This window comes from Paraburkholderia metrosideri (genome assembly GCF_904848625.1).
Taxonomy (GTDB): Bacteria; Pseudomonadota; Gammaproteobacteria; order Burkholderiales; family Burkholderiaceae; genus Paraburkholderia; species Paraburkholderia metrosideri.
This window is the reverse complement of the sequence record NZ_CAJHCP010000005.1, coordinates 477,450-494,169: the sequence shown is the minus strand read 5'-3', so window position 1 is coordinate 494,169 and position 16,720 is coordinate 477,450. Positions and strand designations below refer to the sequence as shown.

The window sequence follows — 16,720 nt, the reverse complement described above, 5'->3', positions numbered from 1 at the left end:
TCCATTGCAATCCATTCTGCGTATGAACATACCAATAGGAAGTGGCTAAAAGTTAGTGTCTTAAGTAGACTTCTTCCGAAGTGTGCCGGACAAGGTAGACATGCCGGTAAAACTAACCTAGGACGCGTGCAACGCGCGATTTCTTCGACGCTTTCATCTCCACCTGGCCGTCGCCCGTTTTGAATGCAAAGCGACGCAGCAGCCACCTCCTGGAAAATATGGTCCCAATTCTCGATTACCTGCTGGATCGCCAAGTCTCGCCGCAGTGGCGCGGGATGTTGACCGCATTGGCCACCGAGTTCGAAGCGCAGATTGGCCGCGACGAATTGCGTCTGCTGATGCATCGCGTCGGCAGCCGGTTCGCGGCAGCGCATCCGTTGCCTGCGTGCGGCTCAACAGCCGAGCTCGCCAATGCGTTGAACATGTACTGGCATGAGATGGATTGGGGCTACGTCAAACTGGCCGACGAAGCTGAGTCGCTGCGCATCGTTCACTACTGCGCGCCGCTGCCCGCGTTCGGCGATGCTGCACTGGCATGGACGCCGGCGTTTCTCGAAGGCGTGTATCAGACGTGGTTGAGTTCGTTGGGCGCGCAAGGGCTGTCGGTCGCGCAGACGAGCGCGTATGGCGACGACACCGCGATCGAGTTCCGTCTGGGCCGCCATCCGGCCTGAACGGTCGTGTATGACGCGATAGCGCAGCGGATTCGTCAGGCATGAGCCGTGCGTCTGCGGTCGCGGCTTTGTGCAACGGCAGCGCTGATCGGCATGCAGCAGGCAGAGGCAGAGGCAGAGGCAGAGGCAGAGGCAGAGGCAGCAACGGTAGTCGATGAGTCAATAGAAAACGCGCCGGACCGGAGCGCGGACATGAAAGACGCGGAACCAGATCCCGTGACGGATCAGGTGAAGCACGCAGTAGAGGATGCAGTAGCAGGACGGGGATGGGCGCCGCGAGAAAATGTAGGCATCGGGGCAAGGCAAGTCATGTACAAGACGGCGGCATTATGAGTTCATCGAGCGACATCGAAAAATTATTCGACCACTTTGGTGGCGACGCTAGCGCGTATCAGGAGATTGGCCGCGAGAACGACGCGCGCACCGCACGCACGCGTTGGCCATTGCTGGTGACGCTGGATCTCACGCAGCCGACGATCCCCGAGATCGGGCAACGTCGCGAGGCGAGACCGCAGCCGCCGTTCGCTCCGGCGCTGGCCGTCGATCGTCAGGACACGACGCCCAAGGATGTCGCCTCGGTGACGCGCGCGAAAGCGCCGCTGTTCACACGCTCGCATCGGCGGGATATTCCGCCGGTGGTGGTTGCGGCACCTCAGCCTGCCGCGCCAAGCGGCGCGTCGCGTTTCGGCGCGCTGGGCAGCGACGATGAAAGCGCGCTGCAAGCCGCGCCCGCGGCCGCGGCCGCGATGAATGATCCTGTGGCGGTGCAGCCGGTGCCGGCTGCGTCACCCTCTGCGCCCTTTACTCCGCTCACCAATACAGCGGCTTCTGCGCAGGCCGCACCAAATGCTTTCGCCGTGCCCGCTGCGGCGGGTGCGTCGGCGGGTCTGTTTGCGGCAAGCGCCGCTGTGCCGCCCGCGGCATCGATTTCGCCCGTTACGCCATTTGCCGGTGCGCCGTTCAGCAGCCCATTCCGTACACCAGCCATGCCGGCTCCGCCCGCACCCGCAGCGCACACTCCGTACGCGGCGCCATCGGCACCGGCGCCCTCGGCTGTGCCGGGTTGGGCACAAGCACAAGCGCAAGCACCGGCGCCCGCACAGCCTTACGCAACCGCGCCTGCCGGACCCGCGACAGCACCCGCAGCAGCACCGGCTAGCCCCGCCATGTTCCCGCAACGTGCACAACGGGCACCGGCGACACAACCTGCGTCGATCCTCGGCAAGCTGTTTGCCGCGCCGCCGGCAGCGGCGTCGCAGCCGGCCGCCCCTGCCACGGCGTCCAGCGATCAACCCGCGCCGTTGCAAGCGGTTTTCGACCGTCTGCGGGGCACGCCCGCTCAAACGCACGCACCAGCGGTCACAGCGTCGGCCACTGCATCGGCCAGCGCTTCCCACGCCACGCCCGGCGTCTCCCCTTCGTGGCTGGTCAACGGCCCCCGTCGCTCATGAAAGTCATCGCGGTAGTGTCCGCCAAAGGCGGGGTCGGCAAGACCACCCTCGCCGCCAATCTTGCCTCCGTGCTGGCCGCCAGCGGCCGTCGCGTGATCGCTCTCGACCTCGACCCGCAGAACGCATTGCGGCTGCACTTCGGCGTGCCGCTCGACAGCATCGACGGTTTGTCGCGCGCCACGCTGACCGGCGATCCGTGGCAAACGGCCATGTTCGACGGCATCGACGGTGTCACGGTGCTGCCGTACGGCGCGGTGCTCGAAGACGACCGCCGCCGCTTCGAAGCGTTTATCGACCACGATCCGCGCTGGCTCGCCCAGTCGCTGCAAAACCTGCGGCTCGATCCCTCCGACATCGTCATCATCGATACGCCGCCGGGTTCGTCCACCTATGTCCGCACCGCGCTGTGCGCGGCCACGTTCGCGCTGAACGTGGTGCTGGCCGACGCCGCCTCGTACGCGGCCATCCCGCAAATGGAACGGCTGATCGCCACCTACGCCGCGCCGCGCCCCGAGTTCGGCGGCGAAGGCTACGTGATCAACCAGATCGACCAGTCGCGCCAGTTGACCAAGGACGTGCTCAAGGTGTTGCGCCAGATGCTCGGCGGCCGGGTCTTCCCCGGCGTGATCCATCTCGATGAAGGGGTGAGCGAAGCGCTCGCCTGCGACACCACGCTGATTCACTATGATCCGCTTAGCCAGGCGGCCGCCGACTTCCGTTCGTGCGGCGACTGGTTGATGGCGGCGGTCGACGCGATCGCCGTCTCGCCGAGGAACGTCGCATGAGTACGCCGGATTCGCCAGGCCTGGAGGGCGGCCCGCCATCGCGGCTGGAGCGTTTCGTCGACGCGGGCTTCTGGAATAGCCGCATCGTCACGGGCATCGTCACGCTGTTCGCGCTGGGCATGCTGTATTTCGTCTTCACCGTGCCGCTAGCGTTCTATGAACAGTTGACGTTCGCGACCTGCTGCTTCGTGATCGCGCTGTGGTTCCGCCGTCTGCAAGGCCGTTACGCGACGATGGTGATGATCATGCTGTCGGTGGTGACGTCGGGCCGCTACATGTACTGGCGGCTCACCTCGACCACGTACTGGGAGCATCCGCTCGACGCCGCGTGGGGCCTGCTGCTGGTGTCCGCCGAAGTCTATTCGACCGTCGTGCTGCTGCTCGGCTACTTCCAGACCGCGTGGCCGCTCAAGCGCACGCCGATGCCGCTGCCTGCGTCGCGCGACCAGTGGCCGAGCGTCGACGTGTTCATTCCGACCTACAACGAGCCGCTATCGGTGGTGAAGCCGACCATCTACGCAGCGCTCGCGCTCGACTATCCCGCCGAGAAAATTTCGATCCACGTACTCGACGACGGCCGCCGTCCCGAGTTCAAGGCGTTCTGCGAGGAAGTCGGCGTCAACTGGACGATCCGCACGCACAATCGCCACGCGAAGGCGGGCAACATCAACGAAGCGCTGAAGATCACCAGCGGCGAATACCTCGCGATCTTCGACTGCGATCACATTCCGACCCGCTCGTTCCTGCAGATCGGCCTCGGCTGGTTTCTGCGCGACAAGCTGCTGTCGATGCTGCAAACGCCCCACCACTTCTTCAACGCCGACCCGTTCGAGCGCAATCTCGGCACCTTCCGCAAGGTGCCGAACGAAGGCGAACTGTTCTATGGGCTGGTGCAGGACGGCAACGATCTGTGGAACGCGACCTTCTTCTGCGGCTCGTGCGCGCTCTTGCGCCGGACCATGGTCGAAGAGATCGGCGGCATCGCGGTCGAGACCGTGACCGAAGACGCCCACACCGCGCTGAAGCTGCACCGCCTCGGCTACACCACCGCGTATCTGGCGATTCCGCAGGCGGCGGGCCTCGCGACCGAAAGTCTGTCCGGCCACATCGGCCAGCGGATTCGCTGGGCGCGCGGCATGACGCAGATTTTCCGGATCGACAATCCGCTGACCGGCAAGGGCCTGAAGATCGGCCAGCGGCTGTGCTATCTGAACGCGATGATGCACTTCTTCTATGGCATCCCGCGTCTGGTGTTCCTGACCGCGCCGCTGTCGTATCTGTTCTTCGGCGCACACGTGATCGAAGCGGCCGCGAGCACGATCGCGATCTACGCACTGCCGCACATGATGCACGCGAGCATCACCAACTCGCGGATGCAGCGCTCGTTTCGCCACTCGTTCTGGGCCGAAGTGTATGAGTCGGTGCTGGCCTCGTACATCACCGCGCCGACTCTGCTCGCGCTGATCAACCCGAAGCTCGGCAAGTTCAACGTGACGGCCAAGGGCGGCCAGATCGAGAAGAGCTATTTCGACTGGTCGATCTCGCGTCCGTATCTGTTCCTGTTGCTGCTGAACCTGATCGGCTTCGTGGTCGGGCTGGTGCACATCTATCTGAACTGGCATACGCGCAGCGTCGTCGAGACGACGATCCTGAACCTCGCATGGACCGGCTACAACATGCTGATTCTGGGCGCGAGCGTGGCCGCCGCGAGCGAGCGCCGCCAGGTGCGCGCGGTGCACCGCGTCGCGATGAAGATGCCCGTGATGCTGAAGTTCTCGACCGGCCGCACGCTCGCTTGCGAAACGATCGACTACTCCGAAGGCGGCGTCGGCGTCGCGCTGCCCGCCAAAATCGAAGTGCCGATGCACGAGCGCGTGAGCGTGTCGCTGTTTCGCGGCGATGAGGAATACGCATTCCCCGCAACCGTCGGCTTCACCGCGCCGGGACGCGTGGGGCTGCGCTTCGCAGCGATGACGCGCGAGCAGGAATACGAGTTCGTCAAGACCACTTTTGCTCGAGCGGACGCCTGGACCGGGTGGGCCGAAGGGCGGCAACAGGACACGCCGCTGCGTGGTCTGTCGCATGTGCTGAGGGTGGGAGCGCTCGGCATTGCAGGGCTGTTCGAACATCTTTATGCCGACATTCGTAGTTCGATGAAAAGCCGTCCGGCGGACGTCAAGAAGCTAAAAACCAAAGACTGATCTATAGGCAAGAGGATGGCGAAGCAAAACATCGAACGCTCGCATCACGAGCGCAATGGGACTCACCCGGACAGGCGTTTCTTTGGACGCCCCGGCTCGCAACGATTGATGCGCGGCATCGCCTGCTGGCTCGCGCTGCAGACCGCGTTGGCGGCGCCGTTGGCGTCGGCGGCTGAAGCGTTGGCGGCTTCGGGCAGCGTGAGTACAAGTTCGTCGCAAGGCGCTGCGGGGCAGACCGCTGCGCCAGGCGCCACGGCGCCAGCGGGCGCACGCGTCGCCACCGGCACGCCCGGCATGCCGCCGCCGAGCGCGGCCGTGCCGCTCGATCCCAACACGATTGAACAGCCGCAACTCGCCACGCCGACGCCTGCGCTCGCCGCGTCGTCGGTGAAAGCGCTGGGCATTCGCACGCCGACCACCGCCGAACCGGGCACGCTGGTGCCGGGCGGCCGCCGTCAGACGCTCACGTTCGCCGACCTCGGCGCGCTCGACCCGCTGCAATTGCGCGGCACCGACGGCCAGAACGGCATCGCGTTTTCGGTGCGCGGCGACGAAGTCGTGACTGGCGCGGTGCTGCATCTGGTGTACAGCTACTCGCCCGCGCTGCTGCCGAGCCTGTCGCAACTGAAGGTGCTGGTGAACGGCGAAGTCGCCGCCACGCTGCCCGTGCCGCATGAACAGGCCGGCATGCTGGTAGCGCGCGACGTGTCGATCGACCCGCGCTTCATCACCGAATTCAATCACCTGAACGTGCAGTTGATCGGTCATTACACGACCAGCTGCGAAGACCCGGCGAACTCGTCGCTGTGGGCCACGGTCAGCAATGCGAGTTCGCTCGATCTGACCTATGCGTCGCTCGCGAGCAAGCCGGAACTGGCCGCGCTGCCGCAGCCGTTCTTCGACCGCCGCGACGTGCGACGCCTCGAACTGCCGTTCGTGTTCGCGCAAAAGCCGGGCAACGGCACACTCGAAGCCGCCGGCATCGTCGCGTCGTGGTTCGGCGCGCTCGCCGGCTATCGCGGCGCCGTGTTTCCGTCGCAACTGGATAACGCGCCGCTGTCGGGCAACGCCGTCGTATTCGCCACCGACGATCAACGCCCCGCCGGCATCACGATTCCAGCGATCTCCGGGCCGACCATCGCGGTGGTCGACCGCGACGCACCGGCGCACGGCAAGCTGCTGCTGGTGCTCGGCCGCACCGAAGCCGAACTGAAAACCGCCGCGAAGTCGCTCGGCATCGGGCAGAACACGCTGAGCGGTCCGAGCGCGACGATCACGTCGCTGACCCAGTTGGCACCGCGCGAGCCGTACGACGCGCCGAACTGGCTGCCGACCAACCGTCCGGTGCGTTTCGGCGAACTCGCCAATCCAGCTGACCTGACCGTGTTCGGTTACGACGCCGACGCCGTGCGCGTGAACATGCGCGTGCCACCCGATCTGTTCATGTGGCACACCAAGGGCGCGCCGCTCGATCTGCGCTACCGCTACACGGTGCGCCCGGCGCGTGACCGCTCGTCGCTGAACGTCAGCGTGAACAACGGCTTCGTGCAGGCGTTGCCGATTCCGTCCGAGTCCGCGTCGGTGTTCGACCTGAGCCGCTACTTCGGGCGCATCATGCCCGACCGGACCGCCGAAGCGCGCCGCACGGTCTACATTCCGCCGCTGCTGCTGACGCCGCGCACGCAGGTGCGTCTGCACTTCTACTACGACATTCCGAATACCGGCGAATGTCATGGCCGTCTGCTCGACAACGTGGTCGGCGCGATCGACCCGAACTCGACCATCGACCTGTCGTCGTTCCCGCACTACATGGCGCTACCCGACCTGGCCGCGTTCGCCAACAGCGGCTTCCCGTTCACGCGGATGGCCGACCTGTCTGAAACCGCGGTGATCCTGCCGAACGACGCCGATTCGAGCGACTTCAGCCTGTATCTGCTGACCATGGGGCGGATGGGCGCATCGACCGGCTTTCCGGTCACGGGCGTCACGGTCGGCAGCGCCGACGACGCCGACAAGTACGCGGACAAAGACCTGCTGATTTTTGGCGCACCGGGCAAGCAGCCGCTGTTGCAGCGCTGGGCCAAGTCGATGCCGTTTTCAAGCGACGGCGATTCGCGCACCTTCCAGCTCTCCGACATCGTGTTCAAGCTGCAGGACTGGTGGCATGGCGAGCGCGGCGTCGAACGCACGCCGGCGCGCGCCGACCTGACGCTGGTGAGTTCGAATGGCTCCGCGCTGCTGACCGGCTTCGAGTCGCCGCTGCAGAGAAACCGCAGCGCGGTCGCGCTAGTGAGCGCGGCCGGCCAGTCGGACGCCGACCTGTCCACCGCGCTGCTCGACGCCGACGTGCTGCCGAAGATTCAAGGTGCGATGGCCGTGATCCATGGCCGCGACGTGACCATCACGTCGAACGGCACCGCGTACTACATCGGCCATCTGTCGCCGCAGGAGTATTTGCGCTGGGCGCTGTCGTCGCATCCGCTGCTGTTGATGCTGGGCGGCGTGCTCGCCGCGCTGCTGATCGCTGGCCTCTTCTACCGGACGCTGCGCTCCATCGCCGCGCGCCGCCTGAAGGACTAACAGGACTGATATGCGGGTTCGAATTAACCGAAAAATGGGCGCGTTGCTGGCACTCGGATTGGGGCTCACCGCGTCCACCAGTTTCGCGAGCATCATGAAAGTTGCGCAGACCGCCGCGGCACCGGGCGCGTGCGGTGAATGGACCGGCTACCGCACGTTCGTCGAACGCTTCGTGCAGGCCGATGGCCGCGTAATCGACTACTCGACGCCGACCCAGCAGACCACCTCGGAAGGCCAGTCGTACGGCCTCTTCTTCGCGCTGGTGGCGAACGACCGCGCGACCTTCGACCGGCTTCTCGCATGGACCCGCACCAACCTCGCGGGCAATCAGTTCGACGCACAGAATGCGCGGCTGCCCGCGTGGCAATGGGGCAGAAAGCCGGACGGCTCGTTCGGCGTGCTCGATCCGAATTCCGCATCCGATTCCGATTTGTGGATTGCCTACGACCTGCTGCAAGCGGGCCGGCTGTGGCGCGACACGAGTTACACGCAACTCGGCGAGGCGTTGGCCAAACAGGTCGTCAGCCACGAGATCACCACGCTGCCGGGCGTCGGCCCGATGCTGCTGCCGGGACCGCAGGGCTTCGTCACCGCTGGCATCACGCGTCTGAATCCAAGCTACATGCCGCTGCCGGTGCTGCGCGGCCTTGCTCACGAGATGCCGGACGGCCCGTGGGCCAAGCTCGCGGACAGCGCGTACAAGCTCGTCAAAACCACCTCGCCGCAAGGTTTCGCGCCCGACTGGGCGGCGTGGCAAGGCGGCCAATTCGTGGTCGATCCGAAAAACGGCGATGTCGGCAGCTACGACGCGATCCGCGTGTATCTGTGGGCCGGTCTCGCGTCGTCCGCCGATCCGCTCGCGAAGCCCTGGCTCGCCGCCCTCGGCGGCATGCGCGCGAAGGTCGCGCAAACCGGCTTCCCACCCGAGAAAGTGTCGTCCACCACCGGCGCGGCCAGCGGCGAAGGCCCGCTCAGCTACTGGGGCGCGCTCGCCCCGTACTTCAAGTCGCTCGGCGACGAGCGCGGCCTCGGTCTCGCGCGCGAACATCTGGCCGCACTCGACACCCATCTGCCCGGTCACGAACCGGTTTATTACGATCGTGTGCTGGGCTTGTTCGGCACGGGTTTTATCGACGGACGCTATCGTTTTGACGAAGCGGGCCGTCTCGTGCCTAGTTGGAGAAACGCATGCGATTGAGCGCCCTCGCGTTGTCACTGCGCCTCGCGCTGAGCGTCACGGCGGTCTGCTGCGTGGCGACGGCCGCGCCTGATGCGTTGGCGCAGGCGTCGAAAGATCCTTTGAGCGTGCTGATCGATCAGGGCAAGTACTGGCAGTCGCATCAGCGCGGCGACCTCGCCGAGCAGGCATGGCTGAAGGTGCTGCGGATCGATCCGAAGCAGCCCGATGCGTTATGGGGCATGGGCATGGTGCTCGCCGACCGCAAGGACGGTGCCGGCGCGCAGCAGTATCTGGCGCGGCTGAAGGCAGCGGCGCCGACCTATCCGCGCATGGACGAACTGGGCCGCAGGCTCGGCGAAAGCAGCGAGCGCGACCAGACCGTCAACGATGCGCGGCGGCTCGCGCAAAGCGGCCAGAGCGCGAGCGCGGTGCAGCAGTATCAGCGCGCGCTGGAAGGCAAACCGGCCACGCCGGAATTGCAACTCGAGTACTACCAGGCGCTGTCGGCGACGCCGCAGGGCTGGGATCAGGCACGCCGCGGTCTCGAACAGCTTGCCCACGACAACCCCGACGACCCGCGCTACGCGCTCGCTTACGCACAGCATCTGACCTATCGCGACACCACGCGCCGCGACGGTATTGCGCGGCTGCAAAAGCTCGCGACCGACAGTTCGGTCGGCGCGCCGGCAAAAAAGAGCTGGCGGCAGGCGCTGTTGTGGCTCGACGCACGGCCCTCGGACTCCGCGCTGTATCAGGCGTATCTGCAAACCAGTCCCGACGACGCCGCGGTAAAAGCGCGCTTCGATTCGATGGTGCAGCAGGACAGTGCGACGCGCGAGCGCTCGCAGGAAAGCGTGGCGGCGGATGCGCGCGGCCGCGTGATCGGCGAGGGTTTCGCCGCGCTCGACCGTAACGACGCCGCGGCTGCACGCGCGAAGTTTTCGTCGGTGCTGGCCAATAATCCGAACGACACCGACGCGCTCGGCGGCATGGGTATCGCCGCGTTGAAGCAGGAACGTTTCGCCGAGGCGCGCAACTATCTGGAGCGCGCGTCGCGCAGCGGCAATCCGGCTCGCTGGAAAACCGCGCTGGATAGCGCGACCTACTGGACCTACACGAGCGACGCGATCGGCGCGCGCAGCAACGGCGAGTTCGCAAAGGCGAAGTCGCTGTTCGAGCGCGCGATTGCGCTGAATCCGTCCGACGTCACCGCGCAGGTGCAGCTTGGCGAAATGCTGCTCGCGAATCACGACGCGGTCGGCGCGGAGCAGGCCTACCGGATGGCGCTGCGCCGTCAGGCCGACAATCCCGACGCGATTCGCGGACTGGTCGGCGCACTGGCCGCGCAAGGCCGTGGCGACGAAGCGTTGCAGTTCGCCAATCAGTTGAATGCCGAACAGCAGTCGAAGGCGGGCGGCATCAATCGTCTGCGAGGTGAAGCACAGGCTTCGCAGGCACGCGCCGCCGAAGCGCGCGGCGATCTCGGCACCGCCCGCAGCCTGTTCGAAGACGCACTGCTGAATACGCCCGACGACCCGTGGCTGCGCCTCGACCTCGCGCGCATTTACGTGCGTCAGGGCGCGGTCGCCAACGCGCGCAGCATGATGGACGGCCTGCTCGCCGCGCATCCCGACATGACGGACGCGCTGTATGCGAGCGCGTTGCTGTCGGCTGAAACGCAGGACTGGTCGGCGGGTCTGGCACAACTCGACCGGATTCCGGTTGCGCAGCGCACCGACGCGATGACCACCTTGCAGCACCGTTTGTGGGTGCATCAGCAGGCCGATCTGGCCACCCAGATGGCGCGTGCCGGTCAGACCCAACAGGCGCTGGCCACGTTGCATGCGGCCGAGCCGGTGGCTGGCAACAGTCCCGAGTTGATCGGCGTGATCGCCGGTGCGTACCAGCAGGCGGGCGACCCGACCCGTGCGCTCAGCCTCGTGCGCGGCGCGATGAATGCGGCGCCTGGCAATACCGATCTGCTGCTGCAATATGCGGGCATTCTGTCGGCGACTCATCAGGACGCGGAACTCGGCTCGGTCATGCGCCAGCTCTCGTCGATGCAATTGACGCCGCAGCAGCGCACCGACTTCGGCAATCTGAATCTCGGCATCGTCATCAAGCAGGCCGATACGGTGCGTCAGCGAGGCGATCTCGCGAGCGCATACGACGTAATCGCGCCGTGGCTCGCGGCGATGCCCGATAACCCCGATTTGCAGGCCGCGCTGGCCCGTCTCTACTCCAGCGCCGGCGACGACCGCAATGCGCTCGCCGCCTATCGGATCGCGTTGCAGCGCAAGCCCGACGACCTGAATCTGGTGCAGGCGGCCATCCCCGCCGCGGTGGGTGCCAAACAGTTCGACTATGCCGAATCGCTCGCGAAGCAGGCGCTGGCCGCCGCGCCCGGAGACCCGGGCCTGCTGGCCACGGTCGGCCGCATGTATCGCGCGGAAGGCAAGCTGTCGCTGGCATCCACTTATTTGCAGCGCTCGCTAGTCGCCGCCAACACACCGTTGATGGCCAACGCGCCGCGCAATAGCCCCGCGAGCAATGTGCCGCGCGGCTGGGAAGCGGCCATGAGCCGGATGGGCTCGACGCCGTTGCCCGGCACCAATCCTTTCGAAGGCAAAACGGCCGTCGGGTCGCCGACCGATGCCAACAATGCCGCTGGCGCCGACGGCAGCTTCAATGCCGCGCGCGCCGCGCTTCCGTACACGCAGTCCTCCTTGCCGACACAGACCGTGCCGAACTATCCGCCGCCCACGCAGCCTGCGCCTTATGTTGCGCCCTATGTCGCGCCTTACTCTGCGCCCGCGCAGCCTTACGCACCGAACGTCGCGCCCGCAGCGTTGCCGTATAACGCTCCTCGTCAGGGGGCGGACACGGGAGGCTATGGGCAGGAAGCCTACGGATCGAGCCAGTCGGGTGCGCCGCTGCAGCCGTATCCGGGCCAGAGCCAGCCGCAGATGCAGTCGCAGCAGCCCTACAATCCGGCCTATGCGCAACAGGCGCAGCCGCAGCCGCAGTACAACGCGGGCTATCCGCAGCAGGCACAGCAGCAGTACAACTCCGGGTATCCGCAGCAGGCGCAGCAGCAGTACAACGGCGGCTATCCGCAGCAGCAATATGGGCAGGACGGCTACGCGTCGACGCCGTGGCCGATGTCGCCTGCCGCGCGCCAGGCGCAAGCCAGTTCCGGCGCAATGCCGCCGCAGCAGTACGCCCCGTCGACTACCACCGCGCGACGCGCCACGACCACCAAACGGCAAAGCCTGCCACGGACGACTCACACCGCCACCACCAACGCGCAGCAGCAGACCTATAACCGTCAGCAGGGTTATGCGCAGCAGCCCTACCCGCAGCAACAACAGCAACAACAGCCGTATCAGCCCTATCAGCCTTATCCGCCGCAACAGCAGCCGTATCAGAACCAGGGCTACTACGCGCAGCAGCAGCCGTACATTCCGCAGCCGCCCACCGGCTACGCGCAGCCGTACTATCCGCAGCAGCAAGGTGCGAACGCCAACACCTATCAGCCGTCGAACGCCGCCAACACGCAAACGCTCGGCGTCGCGGATGAACTCGCTCAGATCAACCGCCAGCAGGCGAGCACCGTGTCGGGCGGGATCGTATTCCGCAACCGCAGCGGCGAGGACGGCCTGTCCACCCTCAACGATATCGAAGCGCCGATCCAGGGCCGCATTGCGGCGGGCAACGGCCATGTCGTCGTGACGGCGACGCCGGTCACGCTCGACGCGGGCACGGCATCCAGCAGCACGTCGACACTCGCGCGCTTCGGCGCGGGCCTGTCGAACGACACGTCGGCGAAGGCGGCGATCGCCGGCACCAACAATGCCGGCAGCCAGACGGCGAGCGGCGTGGGGCTCTCGGTCGGCTACGACAGCCAGAGCGTCAGCGGCGATATCGGCGTGACGCCGCTCGGCTTCCGTGAAACCAACATCGTGGCTGGCGCGCAATACAACGGCGGCATTACCGACAAGGTGTCGTACTCGCTCGCCGTCGCTCGCCGCGCGGTGACCGACAGCCTGTTGTCGTACGCCGGGACACGCGATGCGGGCTCCGGCCTCGAATGGGGCGGCGTCACCTCGAGCGGCGCCCTCGCCAGCCTTGCGTGGGACGACGGCACCAGCGGGCTGTATCTGAACGGCTCGTTCCAGTACTACGGCGGCAACAATGTGGCGAGCAACAACGCCGTGAAGGGCGGCGGCGGTGTCTATACGCGTCTGCTGAAAGACGCCGACCAGACGCTGACCATCGGCGTGAACACCACGCTGATGCGCTACAACAAGAACCTGTCGTACTTCACGTACGGCCAGGGCGGCTACTTCAGCCCGCAACAGTATGTGATCCTGAATCTGCCGGTGGAATGGACCGGGCGTAACGGGGCGTTCACCTACGACGTGAAGGGCTCGATCGGCGTGCAGCACTATCGGGAGGATGCGTCGAACTACTTCCCGCTGGGCACGGCGGCTGCGTCGCAGCAGACGGCTGCGCGGTACGCGGCGCTGATCGGCACTGGCGTGGATAGCAACGCGGTGTATCCGGGCCAGAGCAAGACGGGCGTGTCGTATTCGCTCAGCGCGGTGGGCGAGTATCAACTCGCGCCGCAGCTGTCGTTCGGGGCGACGGCTTCGCTCGGGAATGCGTATGAGTATCGCGAGTGGCTCGCCGCCGTGTACGTGCGATACAGCTTCACCAAGCAGACGGGCCTGCAGCCGTTCCCGCCGGCGCCGCTCAGTTCGCCGTATCTGTCGTTGTCGAACTAACGGGCTTCAGTCGGCTGGCGTCGATAGTGATGTCGATATCGACGCCAGCCGCTGATCAGGTCCCGTTCAGTCCTTGCGCCCGGTCGCCCCGGTCGCATATCGCCGGCAATGCTCCAGATAACCGGCCGCGTGGCTGCTCACCAGTTCCACGATGCTGGTCCAGAGCCAGCCAGGCGCGTCGAGCGTCTTTGAGCGGTTCCTGCGCAATTCCGTCAGCCATGCTTTGCGCTCGCCGCTATCCATTTGCCGCGCGTGCGCCTTGCCGACTACCAGCGCCAGAAAGCGCGCCGCCTTCATCGCCTCGTCGCGGGTCAATTGCTCGATCGTCAGTTTCATGTCCTGCGGCAACAGCTCGCGGATGACGACCGCGCGGTCCGCCAGCCGCGCCGCCCGCATCCGCTCGCCCAGCAACGGCGACAGATGCCGCGCGCCCTCCACCACCCGTTCGGCGTTATCGCGCGGCATCCGCACGCCCGCATAGCGCGGCGCAGCAGCCTGGGCGGCCTCCTTGATATCGATCAGGCACAGGTCGTCGCCTTCCACCGCCGCACCGTCGATGTCGAGCAGCACCGCGTAGCGCAGGCGCCCCAGCGAGCTGCACCCTTTCACCCAGTAGGCGGCGTCGAGCACTGACACGTCGGTGTCGTCGCCGCCATCGCGTAGCACCGTGGCAAGTCCTTCCAGCGAACCCTGCTCGAACAGCGCGTCGATCTCGCGCCGCTCCCGCCTGGCCAGCGGCCAGAACCGCGGACCCAGTGGAATACTCGGCTCGATATCTTCGATCCGCTCTTCAGCCAGATGCCGCCATGAACGGCGCACCGCTTCCTTCATCACCACCCGCACGGCTTCGGGCTTTTCCGCGTGGATGTCGGCGTCGCCGGCGGCTTCGTCGAACGCGCGCTCATAGCCGTCCGCCAACGCTTCCATCATGCGCACGGTGGTGACGCCAGGCAGGTCGGACCCGCGCGCGGCGGTCGCCAGCGACAAGCCGAGTCGAATCAGGTCATGCGCGGGATTGCCGATCACGGTCTGGTCGAGGTCGCGAATCTGAATCTCGACGCGTCCGCGCGCATCAGCCACTGGCCCGAGATTGCCGCTGTGGCAGTCGCCGCAAATCCAGACGGCGGGTCCTTCGGGCAATGCATGGCCCTCGATGCCATCGAGCCATTCGTAGAACTTGCTGGTATTGCCCCGCACGTACGCATGCGCCGAGCGCGCCATTCTGGCGTTGCGGCGGGTGGTCAGGAGCGGTTGACGCTGTTGTGCTTTGGGTAGCTTGCTTCGTGCGTGGTTTTTGTTCGGCATTAGATGGTCTGGGCTTTATTGTTGAAATCGGGCGGTGCGGCGGTTTATCCACTCCGCATTTTTCTGCGCACGTAATCAACGAAAAAGATCAGCACTTTTCGCGCCTGGCAGTTCGCTCGCGTTTTCCCTGCAAACTAATGAAAACGCTTCCGATTACCATTCAAAAGCGCCCGCCAGAGACTCTGTTGTTACCTGAATGGTGAAGACTCCGGCGTGATGAAGGGAAAAATTGCCGAATCACTTCGTTCATTAACCCGTTCAGCACGATCGAAAAAGGTGCAGCGGCCCATCCGGAAATTCCTACAGTATCCCGTGCAAAATCGCGCGTTTGAAATGTGCGCAACCCCGCATAACCCTGCTTCATATTCGGATAATCTTTCGAAGTAAAAAAACGCTTCAAAATCTTTACCTTTCAAATAGATTAACAACATAAATCGATGCCCCTCTAATCGACCCTTTATACGGTTATCGAATAACGAGGCAATGGCATCGAAATAAATTCATCCACCGAATTACGCTGTTCCTATGGACACAAGCCAATGGAAACGCAGTCAACCCGAAGCACCGCGCAGTTCGAAATCGTCACCGATATCGATGCCTTCGCGTCATTGCAACAGGAATGGGAAACCCTCTGGCAATCCGCGAAAGGCACGCCGTTTCAACTATTCCGCTACTGCCTGCATGCGCTGCGGGAGGTGGCGATTCCGACCGGCGCCAGCCTGCACTGCATTGTCGGCAGGCAAGACGGCCGTATGGTGTTCGCGTGGCCGCTGATCCGCTACCGCGAATACATATGGACGACCGTACGTCCGCTGGCGCCGGATATCTCGGAACAGTCGGAAGTGCTGGTTGGGCACGGTGCGGACCGGGAGGCGCTCGTTTCCGATGCATGGCGCGTGCTGCTTTCGTCATGCGGCAGCGACATCATCCGGCTACCCATGGTGCGCACGGGCTCCCCGCTGCATCGCTATGCATCGAGTGCGAAATGGCTGTCGAGCGGCGAGCCGCGCATGATCGGCATGGCGCGGTTAATGCGATTCGACAAGTGGACCGACTATCGTCGCACGCTGCCGGAGTCGTTTAGAAAGGAACAGGATTACCATCAGCGCCGTTTGCTGAGAGCCGGCGAATCAGCATTGCTGATAATCGGACTGGACGATCCCCGCTGCGCCGCTTACGTCAATACCATGCTCGAGTGGAAGCACCAATGGGCCGAAAAGGTGGGCGCGGAAGGCGAATTTTTTAAACAACCCTATCAGAATTTTTTAAAAACAATATCGGCCGATTCTTCATTCGGCCAATCGTTTCGGCTATTTATATCCACGCTGAATGGAAAAGCCATTGCCATTAGCCTTGTCGCGATTTCCGACCATACGGTGATCGGCATGCAAGCGGCTTACGATCTTGCCCATTCGAAATGTTCTCCGGGCTCTCTGCTCCTCGAAAGCCTTCTTCAATGGGCCTTTGAGAACCGGCGCGACGTCGACTTCGGTTCCGGCGACAGCCGGTACAAGTCGATCTGGACCGGCGGACTCGGTTATGCATGCACGGATTTTCGAATTGCAGTGAGTCGCTGGGGGCAGATTGCGTTTGTCGCGCGTGCGCTTCAGTTGCAATACGGTGGCTTGCGTCAGCGGATTGCGGCCGGAAGCGTCGGGCGTCAATGGAAAGCGAGGCTGGGCAAGAAAGCTGACCAGCCGCTTGGAACAAGCACGCACGGCACCTGAAGGTGCCGCAGGCAGACGGCCAGGCGGCCG

9 protein-coding genes are annotated in these 16,720 nt (G+C 64.8%); 8 read left to right on the top strand and 1 reads right to left on the bottom strand.

What is annotated here, in order from left to right; translation table 11 throughout:
* Window positions 1–218 precede the first annotated feature (218 nt).
* The 7 genes from bcsD (at window position 219) to LMG28727_RS13320 (ending at window position 13,658) form a co-directional block, all read left to right on the top strand.
* Window positions 219–674 carry a cellulose biosynthesis protein BcsD gene (gene bcsD, locus LMG28727_RS13350; protein WP_201642784.1) on the top strand — a complete coding sequence of 152 codons (456 nt, stop codon included), beginning with the start codon at window positions 219–221 and terminating at the stop codon, window positions 672–674.
* Window positions 675–1,003: 329 nt separating this feature from the next.
* Complete coding sequence (gene bcsP, locus LMG28727_RS13345) at window positions 1,004–2,125, top strand: cellulose biosynthesis protein BcsP (protein WP_201642783.1); 1,122 nt, start codon at window positions 1,004–1,006, stop codon at window positions 2,123–2,125.
* Window positions 2,122–2,910, top strand: coding sequence for a cellulose biosynthesis protein BcsQ (gene bcsQ, locus LMG28727_RS13340; protein WP_201642782.1), 789 nt, complete (start codon window positions 2,122–2,124; stop codon window positions 2,908–2,910). Before bcsP ends, bcsQ begins: the two co-directional genes overlap by 4 nt.
* Window positions 2,907–5,111 carry a UDP-forming cellulose synthase catalytic subunit gene (gene bcsA / locus LMG28727_RS13335; RefSeq protein ID WP_201642781.1) on the top strand — a complete coding sequence of 735 codons (2,205 nt, stop codon included), beginning with the start codon at window positions 2,907–2,909 and terminating at the stop codon, window positions 5,109–5,111. The genes bcsQ and bcsA overlap by 4 nt, the downstream gene beginning before the upstream one ends.
* Window positions 5,112–5,126: 15 nt before the next feature.
* Window positions 5,127–7,691 carry a cellulose biosynthesis cyclic di-GMP-binding regulatory protein BcsB gene (gene bcsB / locus LMG28727_RS13330; RefSeq protein ID WP_407945845.1) on the top strand — a complete coding sequence of 855 codons (2,565 nt, stop codon included), beginning with the start codon at window positions 5,127–5,129 and terminating at the stop codon, window positions 7,689–7,691.
* A gap of 10 nt (window positions 7,692–7,701) precedes the next feature.
* Window positions 7,702–8,889 carry a cellulose synthase complex periplasmic endoglucanase BcsZ gene (bcsZ, locus tag LMG28727_RS13325; RefSeq protein WP_201642780.1) on the top strand — a complete coding sequence of 396 codons (1,188 nt, stop codon included), beginning with the start codon at window positions 7,702–7,704 and terminating at the stop codon, window positions 8,887–8,889.
* The gene (locus tag LMG28727_RS13320; protein ID WP_201642779.1) at window positions 8,880–13,658 is read left to right on the top strand and encodes a cellulose synthase subunit BcsC-related outer membrane protein; all 4,779 of its coding nucleotides are present in this window, start codon (window positions 8,880–8,882) and stop codon (window positions 13,656–13,658) included. The genes bcsZ and LMG28727_RS13320 overlap by 10 nt, the downstream gene beginning before the upstream one ends.
* Before the next feature lie 66 nt (window positions 13,659–13,724).
* Here the strand turns inward: LMG28727_RS13320 and LMG28727_RS13315 are convergent, their stop codons facing one another.
* A complete protein-coding gene (locus LMG28727_RS13315; protein ID WP_201642778.1) occupies window positions 13,725–14,963 on the bottom strand; it encodes a DUF2252 domain-containing protein in 1,239 nt (412 codons plus the stop codon).
* 539 nt (window positions 14,964–15,502) lie between these two features.
* Between LMG28727_RS13315 and LMG28727_RS13310 the strand changes: the two genes are divergently transcribed.
* Window positions 15,503–16,690, top strand: a complete 1,188-nt coding sequence (locus LMG28727_RS13310) for a GNAT family N-acetyltransferase (protein ID WP_201642777.1) — start codon at window positions 15,503–15,505, stop codon at window positions 16,688–16,690.
* Window positions 16,691–16,720: the final 30 nt, after the last annotated feature.

Coding starts and splice junctions, on each gene's coding strand:
- bcsZ (WP_201642780.1), top strand. CDS start 7,702: ATGCGGGTTCGAATTAACCGAAAAATGGGCGCGTTGCTGGCACTCGGA.
- bcsD (WP_201642784.1), top strand. CDS start 219: ATGGTCCCAATTCTCGATTACCTGCTGGATCGCCAAGTCTCGCCGCAG.
- bcsB (WP_407945845.1), top strand. CDS start 5,127: ATGGCGAAGCAAAACATCGAACGCTCGCATCACGAGCGCAATGGGACT.
- LMG28727_RS13310 (WP_201642777.1), top strand. CDS start 15,503: ATGGAAACGCAGTCAACCCGAAGCACCGCGCAGTTCGAAATCGTCACC.
- bcsQ (WP_201642782.1), top strand. CDS start 2,122: ATGAAAGTCATCGCGGTAGTGTCCGCCAAAGGCGGGGTCGGCAAGACC.
- bcsA (WP_201642781.1), top strand. CDS start 2,907: ATGAGTACGCCGGATTCGCCAGGCCTGGAGGGCGGCCCGCCATCGCGG.
- LMG28727_RS13315 (WP_201642778.1), bottom strand. CDS start 14,963: ATGCCGAACAAAAACCACGCACGAAGCAAGCTACCCAAAGCACAACAG.
- LMG28727_RS13320 (WP_201642779.1), top strand. CDS start 8,880: ATGCGATTGAGCGCCCTCGCGTTGTCACTGCGCCTCGCGCTGAGCGTC.
- bcsP (WP_201642783.1), top strand. CDS start 1,004: ATGAGTTCATCGAGCGACATCGAAAAATTATTCGACCACTTTGGTGGC.